The sequence below is a fragment of the Candidatus Palauibacter australiensis genome (assembly GCA_026705295.1).
GTDB classification, from domain to species: domain Bacteria; phylum Gemmatimonadota; class Gemmatimonadetes; order Palauibacterales; family Palauibacteraceae; genus Palauibacter; species Palauibacter australiensis.
This window is the reverse complement of record JAPPBA010000078.1, coordinates 14,732-31,308: the sequence shown is the minus strand read 5'-3', so window position 1 is coordinate 31,308 and position 16,577 is coordinate 14,732. Positions and strand designations below refer to the sequence as shown.

Below are 16,577 nucleotides of genomic sequence, written 5' to 3'. Positions count from 1 at the left end.
CAACATGCGGGACGCACGCGTTTCCGGCCACGGGTGCGCAGGTCGCGCCGGCGGGCGGGCGGGAATATCGTGTCCCCGTGATCGACCAGATTCTCTACGGCTCCATCGCGCTCATCGCGCTCACGAACCCGCTCGCCGAGCTGCCCTTCTTCTTCGCGGCGACGGACGGGTTCTCGCGTGCGGAACTGCGGCGCGCGGCGGTGAAGGTCGCGGTCGGCGTGCTCATCGTCCTCACCGTCGCCACCGTTGCCGGCGCGCGCATCCTGAGCCTCTTCGACGTGAGCTTCGCCGCGTTCCGGACGGCGGGCGGCCTCGTCGTCATCCTTGCCGCGCTCGAGATGCTGCGCGGCGCCGGGTTCGGGATCACGGGCGTACGCCGGGATCCGGGCGAGACGGAGGACCATCTCTGGGTCCCGCTCGTCATGCCGCTGATCGCGGGGCCGGCGTCGATCACCGCCGCGATCACGCTGGCGCTCGATGAAGCCGGCGCGCTGATCGGGATCCCCGTCGCTACCCTCATCGCCGTGTTTGTCGCGTCGGTGGGCGTGCTCGCGGTGCTCCTCGCGGCCAGCTTCCTCTCGCACGCGCTGAGCCGCCGGTCGGTCAGGATCTTCGAGCGCTTCTCGGGCCTGATCCTGCTCGCCATCGGCTGCCAGATGTGCCTCTCCGGCATCCGGGAGTTCTTCGTCGGCTGACGGAATCGGCTGACGGAATCGGCTGACGGAATCGGCTAACGGAATCGGCTAACGGACGATGTCCACCGTGACGTTCTCGCCGAAGTGCGTGCCCAAGTCCGAGAGGAAGAGCGACGCCGAGGCGTGGTGGCCCATGATGTAGCGGCTCACGAAGCGGAAGACGGCACTGTACACCTCCCCCTCCTCCGTGATCGTCACGGTCGCTCCGCCCGCCGCGGGTTCGATCTCGTAGATCCAGCGGCCGCCGAAGGGCATGCCCTCCGAGAGGATCGTCGTCACGAGCCGCCTCGGGGATTCGCTCTCCGTCAACTCCATGGGAAGCGGGCCGGTGGCCTCGACCATCACCCAGGCGGGGCGTCCGTCGCGGGCCGGGAGTTCCTCGACGCGTTCGATGGACGGACGCCACTCCGGGTAGGCCCGGTAGTCCGCGATGGTCGCGAAGATCGCCTCCGGCGAAGCGGAGAACTCGGCCCTCACGGTCGCGACATGGTCCTGGGGCAGGGAAAGCCCGACGCCGTAGACGACCGCGAACAGTCCCGCGATGACGACAATCATGCCAATGATGATGCGCTTCAGGGTGCGGTTCATGGGACGGTTTCCGTTGCGGAAGGGTTACGGGGGGGGCGGAGGGTCGCGGAGGATGGGGAGCGTGAGGCACGTCGGGCCGCCCTCGCACGGGATGCAGAGCGCGTCTCCGTCGACGCACGTGACGTCGCAGCCCGCGTCCCTCATCAGCCGGACCGTCTCCGGGAATCCGTCGAGCGCGATGCCGCGCCGCGGGGCCGTGGCGAGAACGTTCAGATTCATCCCCCCGGAGGCCGCGAATTCCTCATCCCCCGCCTCGAGGCATCGGATGCAGCGTTCGCGCATCAACTCGTGGAGCGCGACCGGGAAGAGCCGGGGATAAACCAGCGCAAGATCCCGGTCCAGCGGACTCACGAGCGAGAGCAGGTGCAGGCAGGCGGCGCTTCCGTTCCACATCGGGAGATCGAACGCCCGGACTTCGATCCCGAGCGGCGCGAGCGTGGCCTGAAGCTGATCGATGCCCGCCTGGTTGGTGCGAAAGCCGCGCCCCGCCGCGAGCGTGCGTTCGTCCACCCACATCAGATCCCCGCCTTCCGCGACTCCCGGGGCCTCGATGGCGCCGATCACGGGCACGCCCAGACGCCGGTAGAGCGCCTCGTGGCTCGCCACTTCGGGCTGCCGCAACGCCTTCCCGGGCCGCAGCAGGATGGCGCCCCCGGGCGTCATGAAGGAGGGATCGAAGGGGAACATCGCGTCGGCGAGCCCGTCGTCCTCCGTAACCTCGATCCACTCGATCTCCGCCCCGGAGGCGGCGACGCACTCGGCGATCGCGTCGTACTGCCGAAGCAGCCGGTCGGGCTCGATCGGCCCCGAGTAGTGCCAGCGCGCCGGATCCGCCTCCAGCGTCGCCCGGCCCGGCCGGCGCATCGCCACGCGCCGAAGCGGCGCCACCATGCTGGAGACCCCGAACCTCGCTTCGGTCTGCACCCGCCCGTTCATCTGGCTGAAGCTACGTGGGCGCCTGTACCTTCGCTGGCCGCAGCGGGGCCGACAGCGCCGGTGCCGTCCGCTCCGCCGCCCGCGCACGGACCGCAGCACGAGGGTTCCCGAGCTTGAACCGAAACCGATTCCATAGCGCCTCGACGTTCTCCGAGTACCTGGAGACGGTCGAAAAGAACCGCGAACTCTGGCACGCGCTGGCCCGCCGCGCGGCGGTGGGCGAGGAGACCCGGCAGCGGGCGCGCGCCATCCCCGGCCGGTGGAACGTCATCGCGCTCACCGAGGACTGGTGCGGCGACGCGATCAACACCCTCCCCGTCTTCGATCGTCTGGCGGAGGTCGCCGGGAACATCGAATTGCGCGTCCTCCTGCGGGACGAGAACCCGGACCTGATGGACGCCCATCTGACGAACGGGACGAGCCGGTCCATTCCGATCCTCATCGTCTACGACGAAACCTTCCGCGAGCGTGGGTGGTGGGGCCCCCGGCCGACCCCGATCCAGGAGTGGGTGATGACGGAGGGGATGAAGCTCGACCCGGCGGATCGCTATCGCGAGGTGCGCCGCTACTACGCACGGGACAGGGGCCGCACCGCGCTGGACGAGTTCCTCAGGGTCCTCGAGCGCGCGGCCGCCGACGACTGAACGCCCGCATCACGACAAACACGGGGACGCCCGCCACGAGCAGGAGGAAGCCCCAGAACACGATTTCCGGGCCCGCCCCGGCGATGGCCCAGAAGGAAAACCCGAAGGCGAGGAGGGCCACGATCAGCCGACCCACGGGGGGCGCCGTGCCGTGAGACCGCGCCGCCCGCGCGTCGACCGTCACGGCGAAGCGCTCACGCACGGAGAAGAGCAGGGCGGTCGCGCTCGCGAACACATAGGCGAGCAGCGTCGCGAGTGTGGAGAGCAGGATGAGAAAGGTGAAGGCCTGGACGAGGCCGCGCGTGTAGTTCATCGCGATTAGGATCGTCGCGACGCTCGCCGCGAAGATGAGCCCGAAGGACGGCGTGCCGCGCGGGCTGAGCCGCGCGAAGGCGGCGGGAAGGAGGCCATCCTGCGCGGCAGCCCGCGGAAGCTGGCCGGAGAGCAGGATCCAGCCGTTGAGCGCGCCGAAACAGGCGATCGTGGCGCCCGCTCCGATCACGAGCCGGCCGGCGTTCCCCCAGATCGATCCGGCCGCGTCCGCGAAGGGCGCGGTGGAGACGGCGAGGTCCGCCGGCGCGATGATCCCCATCACGGCGGACGTGCTGATGATGAAGATCAATGCCGCGATCACGGTGCCGAGAATCGTGGCCCGCGGGATCGTGCGCGCGGGATCCCGAACGTCGGCGGCGGGGACGGTCGCGGCCTCCAGTCCCATGAAGGCCCACAGCGTAAGCGTCACCGTCGCCGTAACGGCGGCGATGGGGTTGCCCCCGGCGGGGTTGAACGGGCGGAAGTGCTCGGGCTGGAAGTAGAGGAAGCCGATCGTGCCGATCGCGGCCAGCGGCAGGAGTTTGAGCACGGTTGTGACGAGTTGCACGTGCCCCGCCGCGCGCACGCCCCAGGCGTTCACGAACGTCAGGCTCCAGAGCGCGACGAGGGAGGCCACGCCTCCGGCGAGGGGAGAAGCGCCCAGCACGGGCCAGAAGACGGTGGCATAGCTCACAGTCGCCACGGCGAGGGCGGCATTGGCCGTGAGCAGCGAGATCCAGTAGGACCACGCGACCCAGAATCCGATGAAGTCGCCGAAGCCCTCGCGGGCGAAGGCGTAAGGGCCGCCGACCTTCGGAATCAACGCGCCCAGCCTGGCCATCACGAGCGCCAGGCACATGGCCCCGCCGGCGCTCACCAGCCAGCCGAGGATGCTGATCCCCCCGTACGGAGAGAGCGACGCGGGCAGCAGAAAGACGCCCGAGCCCACCATGCTCCCGACGACGAGGGCCGTGCACATCCACAGCCCCAACGCGGGCCTGGGCGTCATCCGCTCCTCCGAGCCGGAGTGGCTGCGACGCTAGCGGTTCCCTCGATAGCTCCTCACGGCCGGTAGCCGGGCGCCGGTTCCGCCGGGAGGCTCCGTCTCGGCCACCACCTCGAGCGTCAGCGTGCCGATGCCGTCGATCGAGGCGCTGACAACCTCTCCGGGCTGCAGGAATCGAGTCTCGCCGCGCACCGCCGTGCCCATGCCGACCCCGCCCGAGGTGCCGTTGTTGACTACGTCCCCGGGGAACAGCGTCGCGATCGAGGATCCGTACTCGATCAGCTCCCACAGGGTGTGGATCATGTCTCCCGCGGTCGCCTCCTGCATGCGCTCCTCACCGACATCCAGCGTCTGGCGCAGAATCTCCATCGGATCGCCGTAGAACTCCTTGGGCACGATCCACGGACCCATGGGCGCGAAGGTGTCGTGACCCTTTCCGACGAACCAGTCGGACGTCATGGGGTTGCCGCCGGGCGGCCGCCCGCCGCGGTCGGAGACGTCGATCGTCACCGTGTACCCGAACACGTGATCCTGGGCATCGCGGGCATCCACGTACTTGGCGCTGCGCCCGATCACCGCGCCGAGTTCCACCTCCCAGTCCGTACGGTCCCGGCCGAAGGGGATCACGATCCGGTCGTCGGCTCCGATCACCGCGCCGCGCGTCGGCTTGAGGAAGAGGTAGGGCACGCCGCGGTTCTCGCGCCGCTGGCGGCGGGCTTCGCGTCGCTCCTCGTCGGTGCCCGCCTCGTTGACGTGGCTGTAGAAATTGACTGCCGCGTTCAGGATCTTCCCGGGGTACATGATGGGCGGGAGGACCCGCACGTCTCCGAGGTCGTGGACGAAGTCTGCCCTGCCGCTCCCGGACAGCCCGCCCCGGGCCACGAGGTCGTTGACGATCTCGTACAGCCGGAGCCGGATCCCGTACTCGTAGCGGCCGATGAGGTCGATCATGTCGGCCGGCGGCGGGACGGGCGGATAGGCGGGGTTACGCTCGAGGTCCCGGTTCGCCTCCTCGATGTCGACGATGAGCGCGTCCCGCAGCACGAGGGCGACGCGCGGAGCGCCGCCGATCTCGAACGTCCCCACCTTGAAGGGCTCCGCGATCTCGATCTCCGGCCCTCCCTGGGCCGACAGCGGAGCGGAGAACGCCAGGGCCGCGGCGGCCAGGAGCGTCCTCATGAGCCGGGATCCCGCCGGTAGGCGCCAACGGGCGGCAGCCGGACGCCCATGTCGCCGAGAGGCTCCGGCCCCTCCACCACGGGGAGCTCGATGGTGCCGATCCCGTCGATCGTCGCCGTGACCACATCCCCCGGCTGCAGGAATCGCGCCTCGCCCATGCCGACCCCGCCGGAAGTGCCGAGGTTGATCACGTCGCCCGGGAAGAGCGTCACGATCGAGGAGGCGTATTCGATCAACTCCCACAGCGAGTGGATCATGTCGCCCGCTGTCGCCTCCTGCATGCGCTCGCCGCCGACGTCCAGCGTCTGCCGCAGCATCTCCATCGGGTCGCCGTAAAACTCCTTCGGGACGATCCATGGGCCCATTGGCGCGAACGTGTCGTGCCCCTTCTCGACCAGCCAGTCCGAAGTCGTGGGATTGCCGCCCGGGGGACGTCCGCCGCGGTCGGACACGTCGATCGTCACCGTGTACCCGAATACGGTCGCCTGGGCATCCTCGGACGCGACGTACTTCGCCGCCCGCCCCATGACGACGCCCAGTTCCACCTCCCAGTCGGTCTGGCTCCGGCCGTGCGGAATCACGATCCGCTCGCTGGTCCCGACCACGGCGCCGCGCGACGGCTTGAGGTAGAGGTAGGGCACGCCCCGGTCTTCACGGCGCTGGCGAACCGCTTCCTCTCTCTCCCCCTCGGGGGCGTCCGCCGCGACGCGGCTGTAGAAGTTGCTCGCCGCGTTCAGGATCTTGCCCGGATACATGATGGGCGGGAGGATCCGGACCTCATCGACGTCGTAGACGTATTCCGCTCGCGTAGGGCCGGAGAGCCGCTGATAGGCCACCGTCTCGTTGACGATCTCGTACAGGCGCCGCTGGAGTCCGTACTCGTAGCGGCCGATGAGGTCGAGCATGTCCGTCGGCGCCGGCACCCTCGGATACGCGCGGTTCCGCTCGAGGACTTCATTCGCCAGTTCGATGTCGACGATGAAAGCGTCACGCAGCACGAGACCGACGCGCGGGATGTCCCTGATCGCGAACGTCCCCACCTTGAACGGTTCCACGAGGACGATGCCCGCGACATCCTGGGCGGCGACGGAGGCCGCGGAGAAGAGGACCGCGATCACTCCAAGCGGAAGAGCCCGTCCGGTCGAAGTTCGTCTGCGCAGTGCGGTTCTCATGGGTCTTTCCTCTCGGTTGGGGACGGCAGGTCTCAAGGCACCAGCCCATCCAGTTCTTCGATCGTGGCCATGGAGGGATCGCGTTCGGCCTGGAGCCGGCGCGCCGTCGCTTCGGCGGCCCGCATGACGCGAAGCAGGTTGTCGGCCGCGAGGGCCCGAAGTTCGGATTCGGTCCACCCGCGGCGGGAGAGTTCGGCGAACAGCGCGGGGTACGTCGATACGTCCTCCAGTCCGACCGGCCCCCGGTCGATGCCGTCGTAGTCGCCCCCGATCGCGACGTGTTCGATGCCCGCCACCTCGCGGATGTGCTCGATGTGCGCCACGACATCGGCCATCGTGGCGCGCGGGCGGCCTTCCGATGGGCCGACGTAGGTGGCGACCTCCTGGTTCACGAAGGACTCGACGAAGGTGACCATGACCACGCCGCCGTTCTCCGGCAGCCGGCGCAACACGTCGTCCGGCACGTTGCGAGGGTGGTCCGTTACCGCCCGGGCGGAGGAATGCGAGAAGATGACCGGCGCCTCGGTCACGTCGAGCGCGTCGTGCATGCTTCCCGGCGACACGTGCGAGATGTCGACCAGCATGCCCAGCCAGTTCATTTCGCGGACGACCTCCTTGCCGAAGGCGGAGAGTCCTCCGAGTTCGGGCAGCGCGCAGCAGGAGTCGGCCCAGGGGAGGTTGGCGCTGTGCGTGAGCGTCATGTAGCGGACGCCGAGCGCGTAGAAGGCTCGCAGGGCGCCGAGCGAGTTCTCGATCGCGTGGCCCCCCTCCATGCCGAGCATCGAGGCGACCTTGCCGCGGTGGAACTGGTCCATCACATCCGCCGCGGTGAGCGCGAGCCCCAGGTCCTCGCGGTGATCGGAGATGATCTGGAGTGCGATGTCGATCTGCTCCAGTTGCATGCGGGCGCCGCCGCCGTCCCACATGACCGAGGAGGGGACGTAGACGGACCAGAACTGGGCCCCGACGCCGCCGGCCCGAAGGCGGGCGAGATCGGTGTGGCCCGGCGTGGGGCGCGAGATGTCGTAGGCGCGGACGTTGCGCGGCGCGTCCGCGTTCCGGATCGCCCAGGGAAGGTCGTTGTGTCCATCGAACAGGGGCACGCTCGAAAGCACGCGCTTCGCGATCTCGAAATGTTCGTCCTGCGCGCGCGCATCCGGGGCCGCGAGCCCGAGACCGAGAGCGCTCAGGACCGCCATCGCCGGCGTCCGGGTGAGAATTCCCATCATCTTGCACCGACTCCCGTTGACAAACGCAGCGGCAAAACAGCCTACAATGGATTCTCGCTTGGCGGACGGCGCGCCGCCAGCCATGCCGCGTCCCGCGCGGCGTCATGGCGGGACGCAGGTGCGGGCGCCCGTCCCGCACGGGTATCTTCCCGCATGCTGATCAACTGCGACATGGGCGAGAGCTACGGACCCTGGGAGAAGGGGGCCGACGAAGCGGTGATGCCGCTGATTGACCAGGCCAACATCGCCTGCGGCGGCCATGCCGGGGATCCCGACACGATGGCCCGGACGCTCGAACTGGCGGCCGGGCACGGCGTGCAGGCGGGGGCGCACCCGGGCTATCCCGACCGGCGGAACTTCGGGCGTTTGCGGCTGGACTGGCCGGTCGACTCGCTGGTGCTCGAGATGCAGGCGCAGATCGGGGCGCTGCGGGGCGTCGCGTCGGCGCTGGGCGTCCGGCTGCGGCACGTGAAGCCCCACGGAGCGCTGTACCTCGCCATGATGAAGGACGACCGGCTTCTCACGCGGCTGGCGGAGGGCGTGGCGGCGCTGGATCCGTCGCTCGCTTTCGTCCTGCAGGCGACGCCGGAGCGCGAGCGGCACGCGGCGATGCTGGAGCACACGGAGTTGACGCTGGCGTTCGAGGCCTTCGCGGATCGCGCCTACGCGCCGGACGGGCGGCTTCAGGCGCGTGGGATCGACGGGGCCGTCCTCTCCGACGCGGAAGCCGTGGCCGGCCAGGTGGCGAACCTCCTCGACGGATTCGTCGAGACGCCGGAGGGTCCGCTGCCCGTGGCGGCCGAGACGCTCTGCGTGCACGGCGACAATCCCTCCGCCACGGCGGTGATCCGCCGCATCCGCGAACTCCTGCCGCGGAAGATGTAGATCGCCGGTGATCACTTTCCCGGGGCCGGTGAGCGCCCTGGTCACGCTTCCGGTCGCGCCCGACCGCGACGGCATTGCCCGCGTCCTCCGTCTCGAACGCCTCGCGCGCGACGCCTTGCCGGATCTCCGCGCGACGATTCCGGCCTTCAACCGGCTCCTCGTCGAGGGCTCGCCGCACACTTGGAACGCGCCGGATGTCGAGTCCAGGCTGGCAGCGGCCGCTGACGAATGCCTCGCGCAGGCGCCCCGGATCGACGCGGGAGACCCTGTGTCGCTGCCGGTGTGCTACGATCCCGAACTCTCCCCCGACCTCGAGGCTGTGGCGGCGAACGCGGGCGTGGGCGTGGCGGAGGTGGCGCGGCTCCACAGCGGAACGACGTATGCGGTACTCGCGACCGGGTTCGCGCCGGGGTTCGCATATATGGGTGACGTGGACGCGCGGATCGCTATGCCGCGCCTCGCGACGCCCCGCCCGCGGGTCGAGGCGGGAGCCGTCGGGATCGCGGACCGGCGCACCGGCATCTATCCGGCGGCGGGGCCGGGCGGCTGGCGCCTGATCGGCCGCGTGCCCTCGGCGCTGTTCGCCGATGCCGCCGAGCGGATCGCGCGCTTCCGACCGGGCGGCTCGGTCCAGTTCCGCCCGATCGACCGTGACGAGTACGAGGCCGCCGGCGGATGAGCCCGCACGGCGTCGTGGACCGCCCCGGCCCGTTCTGCACGATCCAGGATCTGGGCCGGCGGACCGGCCGCCGCGCCGGGCTGGCTCCCGGGGGCGCGATGGACCAGCGCGCGTACCTGTGGGCCAACCGGCTGCTCGGCAACGATCCGACGGCGGCCGCGCTCGAGATCACCCTGGGCGGCTTTGCCCTGCGCTTCGCCGTCGAGACGGCCGTTGCGCTGACGGGCGCCGACTGCGCCGCCACGCTCGACGGCGTCGAAACGGGCGCTTGGCGCACCCTCCGGGCACGGCCGGGCCAAGTGCTCCGGCTCGGCTACAGCGCGACCGGCATGCGCGCCTTCGTCGCGTTCCCCGGCGGACTCGATGTTCCCACTGCGTTCGGCTCCGCGTCCGCCGTCGTGCGCGACGGATGGCCCGGGATGCTCGGCCGGCCTCTGCGCCCGGGTGAACCCCTCCGCTGGGCCGAACCCGAACGCGCGTGTCCGGTGCGACGTGTGCCCCACGAACTCGTCCCGCCGGAGACGGCGTCGCTGACGTTGCCGCTGATCGCCGGCTACGAGTGGGCCGAGTTCTCGAACGCGGACCGGGAGCGGGTGTTCGACGCGGAATGGACCGTCGACCCGGCGAGCGACCGAACCGCGGGCCGACTGGCCGGCCCCACCCTGAGTTCGGGTCCGCGCGTCCTCGACTCCACGCCGCTCGTGGACGGGACCGTTCAGGTCACGGGCGACGGCCTGCCGCTCGTCTTCATGCGGGACCGGCCCACGATCGGTGGCTACGCGAAGCTCGGCTCCGTCGACCCGATCGCGCTCGACGCGTTCGCGCAGGCCCGGCCCGGCACGCCCATCCGCTTCGCCCGCGCCGACGCCAATGCGACCCGCCGCGCCCTCGCCCGTCGGGAGCGGTTCTTCGGCATCCGCAACGTGCCGTAGCGCACGCCGGCGAAAGGGAGGCGTCCCGGCCGTCGATCGGGCGTCCCGGCTCGCCTCCGGACGGCAAAAGTTGAACGTCGAAGCCCTGCCGGCTTATGTTTCGGGTTCGCGTGCAGTTCGGGTGGGGCGGATCGGCGGGGTGGAGGCATCGTGAAAACCTGGACGGTATTGCCGTTTCTTCTGGCCGTGGCCGTGCCCGGCGAACTCTCGGGGCAGAGTCTCCGCGGGTCCACGAGTTCCCTGGATCGCCAGAACCGTGTCGCTCGTGAGCACGACTTCACCTACCTCGCGACGCCCGCGCAGATCGAGCGCTTCGTCAACGCCGGCTATCTCGTGCAAGTGCCCGCCTCGCGGGACTACGTACTCCACGATCTCTCGTTCCCCTACGCCCGGCCCGAAGTCAAGCTGTTCATCTCGCGGCTCGCCCGGCAGTACCGGAGCGCCTGCGGCGAGCGGCTCGTCGTCACCAGCCTGACGCGCCCGAAGAACAAGCAGCCCCCAAACGCCTCTCCCCGCTCCGTACATCCCACCGGCATGGCGCTCGACCTGCGCCGCCCCGACCCGAAGTGCCGCGGGTGGCTCGAGCGCGTACTGCTCCAGCTCGAGGGGTCGGGCGTGCTCGAGGTGACCCTGGAGCGCCACCCGCCGCACTACCACTTGGCGATCTTCCCGCAGCAATACGCCGCCTACGTCGAGCGAATCACGCGTGCGCAGGCGCAGTACGTCGCCGGCGGGGGGCGGTACCGGGTGAGGCTGGGCGATTCGCTCTGGGAGATCGCCCGTCGCCACGACACGACCGTGCCCCGCCTCCGATCCGCGAACAACCTGAACGGGAGCCGGATCTATCCGGGCCAGGTCCTCACGCTTCCCGGCTGAACCCCGCGGACGACCCGGCTGGCCGCCGCTCGGGAAGCCACTTCAGACGGAGGCCGTCATTCGCTTCCAGCGCAAAGCCGCGCTGACGATCCTGGCCCTGGCGCCGTGGGCCGTCGCGGCGGCGGGAGCCGGGGGGGCATACGCCCAGGAACCGGAGCCGGTCCGCCTCTCGGGCTACGTGCGGGTGGCGGAGAACGACGAGGTGATTCGGGCCGCGCGGCTCGACATCGAGGAGCGTGGCCTCGTCATCGGGACCAACCGGTTCGGGTTCTACTCGGTCGAACTGCCTCCCGGCCGGTACTCGATCCGCGTCTCCAGCCTCGGCTACGAGACCATGACCGAGGTCGTGGACCTCCGGGAGACGACCTCGCTGGACTTCGGGCTCCCCCTCAGGCCGGTCATCGTGTCGGAACTCACGGTGACCGCCGACCGGGAACCGCCGGACCTCGACCCGGCGAGCGTGGACATGAGCGTCGTGCGGCTCGATGTCCCATCCCTCTCCGAACTTCCGCTTGTCCTCGGCGAGGCGGATCCGGTCCGCACGCTGACCCTCTATCCCGGCATCAGCACGGCCAACGACGCGACGACCGCGATCAACGTGCGCGGCGGCGCGGGAGACGAGAACCAGATTCGCCTCGACGACTCCGAGGTGTTCAATCCGGCCCACGCGATCGGCCTCTTCTCGACCTTCAACTCGGACGCGGTGGGGGATGTCACCCTCTACAAGGGCGGGATCCCGGCCCGCTACGGCGGGCGGCTCTCCTCCGTGCTGGAGATCCACCAGCGCGAAGGGAACTCGCGCGAGTTCGAGGGGGCGGCGACGATCGGCCTCCTCTCCAGCCGTCTGAGCCTCCAGGGCCCCCTCTTCGACGGAAGGGGATCCTGGCTCGTCGCGGGCCGCCGCACCTACGCGGACCTCTTCCTCGGCCTGTCGAGCGACCCCTCGATCCAGGAGAGCACCGCCTACTTCTACGACCTCAACGCAAAGGCGAACGCGCGCTACGGCGCCACCGGCCAGGTCATGCTCTCCGGCTACTTCGGCCGCGACCGGCTGCGGATCGGAACCCAGGCCTCCGCCGCGTGGGGGAACGCGACGGGCACGCTGCGCTGGAACCACGTGTTCGGCCCGGTCTTCTCCCATCTGACCGTGACCTACAGCGACTACGAGTATCACATACAGAACAGCTTCAACGCGCGATCCGCCTCGCTCGACGCGGGGATCCGCAACTTCAGCGTGACGGTCGACGAGTCGTGGGACGTGGGTCCTTCGGACCGGCTGGAGTTCGGGCTGGGGCTCCGCAGCTACGAGATCCAGCCCGCGAACATCGCCCCCGGCGAGGGCTCGTCGGTCATCGCCACGGAGTTCGAGTCCCGGAAGGGCCTTGCTCCCGAGGCGTACATCGAGCACGAAACGGAGATCGGACGCCTGGGGCTCCGCTACGGGCTTCGGGCGGGCGGCTTCATCCGCCGGGGCGCGGCGACGGTCTACGACTACGAGAACGACGCGCCCGTGGTGTATCGTCCGGCGCTGGGCCGGTACGAGCCCGGCGCCATCGTGGACAGCACGCGGTACGGAAACGGGGAGAAGATCGTCTCCTACGGGGGCCTCGAACCGCGGCTCGGGTTGCGCTTCAGCCTCAGCGACGCCTCGTCGCTCAAGGCGAGCTACTCCCGCACGCGGCAGTACCTGCGGTTGGTGACGAACACGAACTCCCCGACTCCGCTCGACCTGTGGGATCCCGTCGGGCCGTACGTGAAGCCGCACGTCGCGGACCAGTTTGCGCTCGGCTACGTGACCGCGCTCGCCGGGGGGCGCTACGCGCTCTCGGGAGAGGTCTACCACAAGCGGGCGCGCCACCTGATCGACTACGTGGACGGGGCGGACATCTACTTCAGCCGCCGGCTCGAAACGCTTCTCCTGCCGGGCGAGGGACGCGGATACGGCGTGGAGTTCCTCCTGAGGAAGACCCGCGGGCGCCTCACGGGTTGGGCGAGCTATACGCTCGCTCGGTCGGATCAGCGGACGCCCGGGCTCACGGCGGCGGATCCCGGGGTCAACGGCGGGGATTGGTACCCCTCTCCCTACGACCGGACGCACGACTTCGCCCTGACGGGACTGTACAGACTCGGCGAGGACTGGAGCCTGGGGGCGAACTTCATCTTCGCCACGGGGCTGCCGACGACCTACCCCGTCGCGCGGTATCAGTTCGCGGGGCTGATCCTGGGAGAGTACGGGCCGCGGAACGCCAGACGCCTTCCGGCCTATCATCGTCTGGACGTGTCGGCCACCAGGAAGTGGGGCCGGGGAGAACTCCAGTTCGGGCTCTTCAACGTGTACAACCGCTTCAACGCGCAGGCGATCGCCTTCCGCCAGAATCGGGACTCGCGGACCGTCACCGAGGCGGTGGAGACGGCCGTGTTCGGCCTGGTGCCCAGCATCAGCTACCGGTGGAACTTCTGATGGGTGGCGGCGGCGGGAATCGCGCGGTGACGGCGGGCCGCCTGCTCGCGTTGGCCGGGTGCCTTGCGGCGGCGGGCTGCGAACGGGTCGTGGACGTCGACATTCCGGACCCCGTGCCAAGGCTCGTCGTGGAAGGGCGGATCGAACGTATCAAGGGTGCGCCGAGCGGCCGGCAGCGCATCCGGCTGTCGACGACGGCGGGCTTCTTCGACAGCCGGCCCACCCCGCCCGCGACCGGCGCCATCGTCACGGTCGTCGATGGGGCCGGCCGCGCCTACTCGTTCGCGGAGATCGAGCCGGGCCTGTACGGGACGGAACATCTCTTCGCGCGCGTCGGCGAGGCGTACACGCTCTTCCTCGAGTACGCGGGTGACGTGTACGAGGCGTCGGCTCTGCTGCGGGAGGTGCCCCCGATCGATTCGCTGTATTTCGTGTACGAAGAGGAGACGCTCTTCATCGACGAGGAGGGCTATCGGGCCACGATCGACTTCGCGGATCCGGCCGGGGTCACGAACTACTACCTGTGGGAACAACTCGTGGAGGGAGTGAACGAGATCCCGCCGGACCCCGGAAACGCGATCAACCTCGTGAGCCGGGACGAACTGTACGACGGGCAGGATGTGATCGGCTTCCAGCCGAACGATGAGATCGCCATCGCGCCCGGCGCACACGCGGAGATCCGCCAGATCTCGCTCTCGCGGCTGGGCTACGACTACTACTACGCGCTCTTCGAGCAGAATGCGCTCGGGTCGGCGAACCCCTTTTCCATTCCCCCCGCCAACGTACGGGGGAACGTCACGAACCTGGACCGCCCGGCCCGCTTCGCGTTCGGCTTCTTCGGGGCGGCGGAAGTGAGCGTCGCGAAGGGGCTCGCGCCCGACCGGTAGCAGGTCGCCGGCCCGTGCCCGAATCCGGCCCGCCGGGCTATGTTCGCTTCCGTGTTCGACGATCCCGGTACTCTGAAGGCGGCGGGGGCCGCTCTCGCGCTCGCCATCCTGTGGCTGGTCGAGGGCATCCTCCCGATGTTCGAGGGCCGGAGCGCGAGGGCGGGGCATGGAGCGCGGAACGTCGCCCTCGGCGTGGGAAACGCGGCGGTGGCGGCCGTCATCTTCGCCGCGGCCACACTCTTCGTGACGGAAGGGGCGAGGGAACGCGGTTTCGGACTGCTTCACCTGCTCGAACTCCCGGCGTGGGCCAGGATCGGGCTCGCGGTGGTGATCTTCGATGCGTGGCAGTACCTGTGGCACCGGCTGAATCACCAGGTCCGGTTCCTGTGGCGCTTCCACCAGGTCCACCATTCGGATGCGGAACTGGACGCCACGTCGGGTCTCCGCTTTCACACCGGGGAGATCGTGCTCTCCTCGATCGCGCGGCTCGCCGTGCTTCCCATCCTCGGCGTGACCGTGGCCGAACTCCTCGTCTATGAGGCGATTCTCCTCCCCATCATCCTCTTCCACCACAGCAACGTGCGGCTGCCCGGCCGGGTGGACCGGCGTCTGCGCTGGCTCATCGTCACGCCGTGGATGCACTGGGTGCATCACTCGGACCACCAGCCGGAGACCGACTCGAACTATTCGAGCATCTTCTCCTTCTGGGACCGGGCCTTCGGGAGCTTCCGGCTCCGGTCGGAGCCGCGCGATATCCGTCTCGGGCTCGAGAACGTGGATCGCTCGGAGTGGGGGACGCTGCGCGGGATGCTGTCGATGCCCTTCCGGCGCGAGCGTCACGAGTAGGCGGGCGGGCGTCGCGAGCAGGCGGAGGGCCTTGCGAGGGCGAGACCGGGAGGTGCGGGCCCCCGGCCTGACCGCCGTCTTCTGCGTGGCGGCGCTGGTGGCGTGCGGCGACTCGGTTGCCCCGTCGGATCCAGGGGATCTCGGGATCGGACCCGACCCGGTGTCCGCGCCAGTCGACCTGTCGCGGGCGTGGGCGATGTCGACGCCGGAAGCGCAGGGGTTCGATAGAGATCTGCTCGCCGCCGCTTTCGCCGATGCGGACGAGGCCGTGCCGAACATCCGCGCGCTCGTCGCGGTCCGGAACGGGCGGCTCGTGGAGGAGGCGTACTTCGGCGGCATGCACCGGGATTCGGCCTTCGACATGCGGTCCGTCACGAAGACGGTCACCGCGCTGCTCGTCGGCCTCGCCTCGGATCGCGGGCTCGTCGATCCGGACGATCTCATGACGGACCGGCTGCCGCATCCGTTGCTGCGGTCCGAGCACGGAGGCATCCGGGTGCGCGACCTGCTCACGATGACGAGCGGCATGCAGTGGTCCGACGAAGAAGACTTCGGTCCGTGGGTCCGTTCCGGCCGGCCCGTCGGGTACGTCCTCGACTTGCCCATCGTCGCCGCTCCGGGCCGCCGGTTCATCTACAACACCGGTGGGTCGCACCTGCTCACGGTGATCGTGCAGAACGTCGTCGAGGGCAGCGCGCTGGAGTTCGCCGAGCGGGAGCTGCTGGGCCCCCTCGGGATCGGGATCAGGCGCTGGCCGGTCATGCAGGACAGCGTGATCGTGGGCGGCGCTGCGCTGGCGCTCCGTGCGCGCGACGCCGCGAAGCTCGGCCAGCTCCTCCTGCAGGGCGGCCGGTCCGGTTCCCGGCAGATCGTCTCCCGGGCCTGGGTGGAGACACAGATCGGTCAACTCGTCGCGCTGGGCGACCTCGGCTACGTCCTGCGGGACGCGGGGTACGGCTATCAGACGTGGAGCGACCGCCGGGGTGGCGGCGACGGCGTGTCCGCGTTCGTGATGTGGGGCTACGGGGGCCAGTTCGTGTGGGTCGTGCCGGATCGTCAACTCGTCGTCGTGGCCCAGACCCACTGGCGCGGCACCGGCGATCACGACAGGAGACAGGCCGACGCCGTCGCCGATCTCATCGTGCACCGCGTGATCGAGGCCGCGCTCCCCATCCGCCGCTAGCGCCGCACTCCCCCAAGCTGCCGGTGCCGCACCGTCCCGCAACGGAACGTGAGGGCCTATGTTCCAC

The 16,577-nt window shown here is 69.8% G+C and carries 16 protein-coding genes; 10 read left to right on the top strand and 6 right to left on the bottom strand.

Features of this window, described 5'->3' with window-relative positions; all coding sequences use genetic code 11:
- Positions 1 to 77 precede the first annotated feature (77 nt).
- Positions 78 to 695, top strand: a complete 618-nt coding sequence (locus tag OXN85_06040; GenBank protein ID MCY3599510.1) for a MarC family protein — start codon at positions 78 to 80, stop codon at positions 693 to 695.
- A gap of 48 nt (positions 696 to 743) precedes the next feature.
- On the opposite strand, the gene OXN85_06035 is transcribed toward OXN85_06040, so the two are convergent.
- Both OXN85_06035 and OXN85_06030 read right to left on the bottom strand, forming a co-directional pair.
- A complete protein-coding gene (locus tag OXN85_06035; protein ID MCY3599509.1) occupies positions 744 to 1,283 on the bottom strand; it encodes an SRPBCC family protein in 540 nt (179 codons plus the stop codon).
- Positions 1,284 to 1,307: 24 nt separating this feature from the next.
- Positions 1,308 to 2,219 carry an arginine deiminase family protein gene (locus tag OXN85_06030; GenBank protein MCY3599508.1) on the bottom strand — a complete coding sequence of 304 codons (912 nt, stop codon included), beginning with the start codon at positions 2,217 to 2,219 and terminating at the stop codon, positions 1,308 to 1,310.
- Between the two features lie 113 nt (positions 2,220 to 2,332).
- Here OXN85_06030 and OXN85_06025 point away from each other — a divergent pair, with 113 nt between their 5' ends.
- Positions 2,333 to 2,863: a thioredoxin family protein gene (locus OXN85_06025; protein MCY3599507.1), complete on the top strand. Its 531-nt coding sequence runs from the start codon at positions 2,333 to 2,335 to the stop codon at positions 2,861 to 2,863.
- Here the strand turns inward: OXN85_06025 and OXN85_06020 are convergent.
- Genes OXN85_06020 through OXN85_06005 form a run of 4 tightly spaced genes read right to left on the bottom strand, consistent with a single transcriptional unit; the run spans position 2,829 to position 7,761 of the window.
- On the bottom strand, positions 2,829 to 4,184 hold the full coding sequence (locus OXN85_06020) for an amino acid permease (GenBank protein MCY3599506.1): 1,356 nt from the start codon (positions 4,182 to 4,184) through the stop codon (positions 2,829 to 2,831). The genes OXN85_06025 and OXN85_06020 overlap by 35 nt on opposite strands.
- 30 nt (positions 4,185 to 4,214) lie before the next feature.
- The gene (locus OXN85_06015) at positions 4,215 to 5,360 is read right to left on the bottom strand and encodes a fumarylacetoacetate hydrolase family protein (GenBank protein ID MCY3599505.1); all 1,146 of its coding nucleotides are present in this window, start codon (positions 5,358 to 5,360) and stop codon (positions 4,215 to 4,217) included.
- Positions 5,357 to 6,532 (bottom strand): fumarylacetoacetate hydrolase family protein, encoded by a 1,176-nt coding sequence (locus tag OXN85_06010; GenBank protein MCY3599504.1) that lies wholly within the window; start codon positions 6,530 to 6,532, stop codon positions 5,357 to 5,359. Before OXN85_06010 ends, OXN85_06015 begins: the two co-directional genes overlap by 4 nt.
- Before the next feature lie 32 nt (positions 6,533 to 6,564).
- Positions 6,565 to 7,761 (bottom strand): dipeptidase, encoded by a 1,197-nt coding sequence (locus OXN85_06005; protein ID MCY3599503.1) that lies wholly within the window; start codon positions 7,759 to 7,761, stop codon positions 6,565 to 6,567.
- 153 nt (positions 7,762 to 7,914) lie between these two features.
- Between OXN85_06005 and OXN85_06000 the strand changes: the two genes are divergently transcribed.
- From OXN85_06000 to OXN85_05965, 8 genes are all read left to right on the top strand, one after another.
- Positions 7,915 to 8,646 (top strand): LamB/YcsF family protein, encoded by a 732-nt coding sequence (locus OXN85_06000; GenBank protein ID MCY3599502.1) that lies wholly within the window; start codon positions 7,915 to 7,917, stop codon positions 8,644 to 8,646.
- Positions 8,647 to 8,653: 7 nt separating this feature from the next.
- Entirely contained in the window at positions 8,654 to 9,325 is a 672-nt protein-coding gene (locus OXN85_05995; GenBank protein ID MCY3599501.1) for an allophanate hydrolase subunit 1, read from the top strand.
- Positions 9,322 to 10,257: a biotin-dependent carboxyltransferase family protein gene (locus tag OXN85_05990; protein MCY3599500.1), complete on the top strand. Its 936-nt coding sequence runs from the start codon at positions 9,322 to 9,324 to the stop codon at positions 10,255 to 10,257. The genes OXN85_05995 and OXN85_05990 overlap by 4 nt, the downstream gene beginning before the upstream one ends.
- A 150-nt stretch (positions 10,258 to 10,407) precedes the next feature.
- The gene (locus tag OXN85_05985) at positions 10,408 to 11,133 is read left to right on the top strand and encodes a DUF5715 family protein (protein MCY3599499.1); all 726 of its coding nucleotides are present in this window, start codon (positions 10,408 to 10,410) and stop codon (positions 11,131 to 11,133) included.
- Between the two features lie 202 nt (positions 11,134 to 11,335).
- Positions 11,336 to 13,594 (top strand): TonB-dependent receptor, encoded by a 2,259-nt coding sequence (locus tag OXN85_05980; GenBank protein MCY3599498.1) that lies wholly within the window; start codon positions 11,336 to 11,338, stop codon positions 13,592 to 13,594.
- A complete protein-coding gene (locus OXN85_05975) occupies positions 13,594 to 14,481 on the top strand; it encodes a DUF4249 domain-containing protein (GenBank protein ID MCY3599497.1) in 888 nt (295 codons plus the stop codon). Before OXN85_05980 ends, OXN85_05975 begins: the two co-directional genes overlap by 1 nt.
- A gap of 51 nt (positions 14,482 to 14,532) precedes the next feature.
- Positions 14,533 to 15,327, top strand: a complete 795-nt coding sequence (locus OXN85_05970) for a sterol desaturase family protein (GenBank protein MCY3599496.1) — start codon at positions 14,533 to 14,535, stop codon at positions 15,325 to 15,327.
- 31 nt (positions 15,328 to 15,358) lie between these two features.
- Positions 15,359 to 16,510, top strand: a complete 1,152-nt coding sequence (locus tag OXN85_05965; protein MCY3599495.1) for a serine hydrolase — start codon at positions 15,359 to 15,361, stop codon at positions 16,508 to 16,510.
- The last annotated feature ends 67 nt before the right edge of the window (positions 16,511 to 16,577 follow it).

What these genes read in the sequence shown, in the direction of transcription:
- OXN85_06010 (MCY3599504.1), bottom strand. Translation starts at nt 6,532, where the DNA reads ATGAGAACCGCACTGCGCAGACGAACTTCGACCGGACGGGCTCTTCCG.
- OXN85_06020 (MCY3599506.1), bottom strand. Translation starts at nt 4,184, where the DNA reads ATGACGCCCAGGCCCGCGTTGGGGCTGTGGATGTGCACGGCCCTCGTC.
- OXN85_05990 (MCY3599500.1), top strand. Translation starts at nt 9,322, where the DNA reads ATGAGCCCGCACGGCGTCGTGGACCGCCCCGGCCCGTTCTGCACGATC.
- OXN85_06000 (MCY3599502.1), top strand. Translation starts at nt 7,915, where the DNA reads ATGCTGATCAACTGCGACATGGGCGAGAGCTACGGACCCTGGGAGAAG.
- OXN85_06030 (MCY3599508.1), bottom strand. Translation starts at nt 2,219, where the DNA reads ATGAACGGGCGGGTGCAGACCGAAGCGAGGTTCGGGGTCTCCAGCATG.
- OXN85_06005 (MCY3599503.1), bottom strand. Translation starts at nt 7,761, where the DNA reads ATGATGGGAATTCTCACCCGGACGCCGGCGATGGCGGTCCTGAGCGCT.
- OXN85_06015 (MCY3599505.1), bottom strand. Translation starts at nt 5,360, where the DNA reads ATGAGGACGCTCCTGGCCGCCGCGGCCCTGGCGTTCTCCGCTCCGCTG.
- OXN85_05975 (MCY3599497.1), top strand. Translation starts at nt 13,594, where the DNA reads ATGGGTGGCGGCGGCGGGAATCGCGCGGTGACGGCGGGCCGCCTGCTC.
- OXN85_06035 (MCY3599509.1), bottom strand. Translation starts at nt 1,283, where the DNA reads ATGAACCGCACCCTGAAGCGCATCATCATTGGCATGATTGTCGTCATC.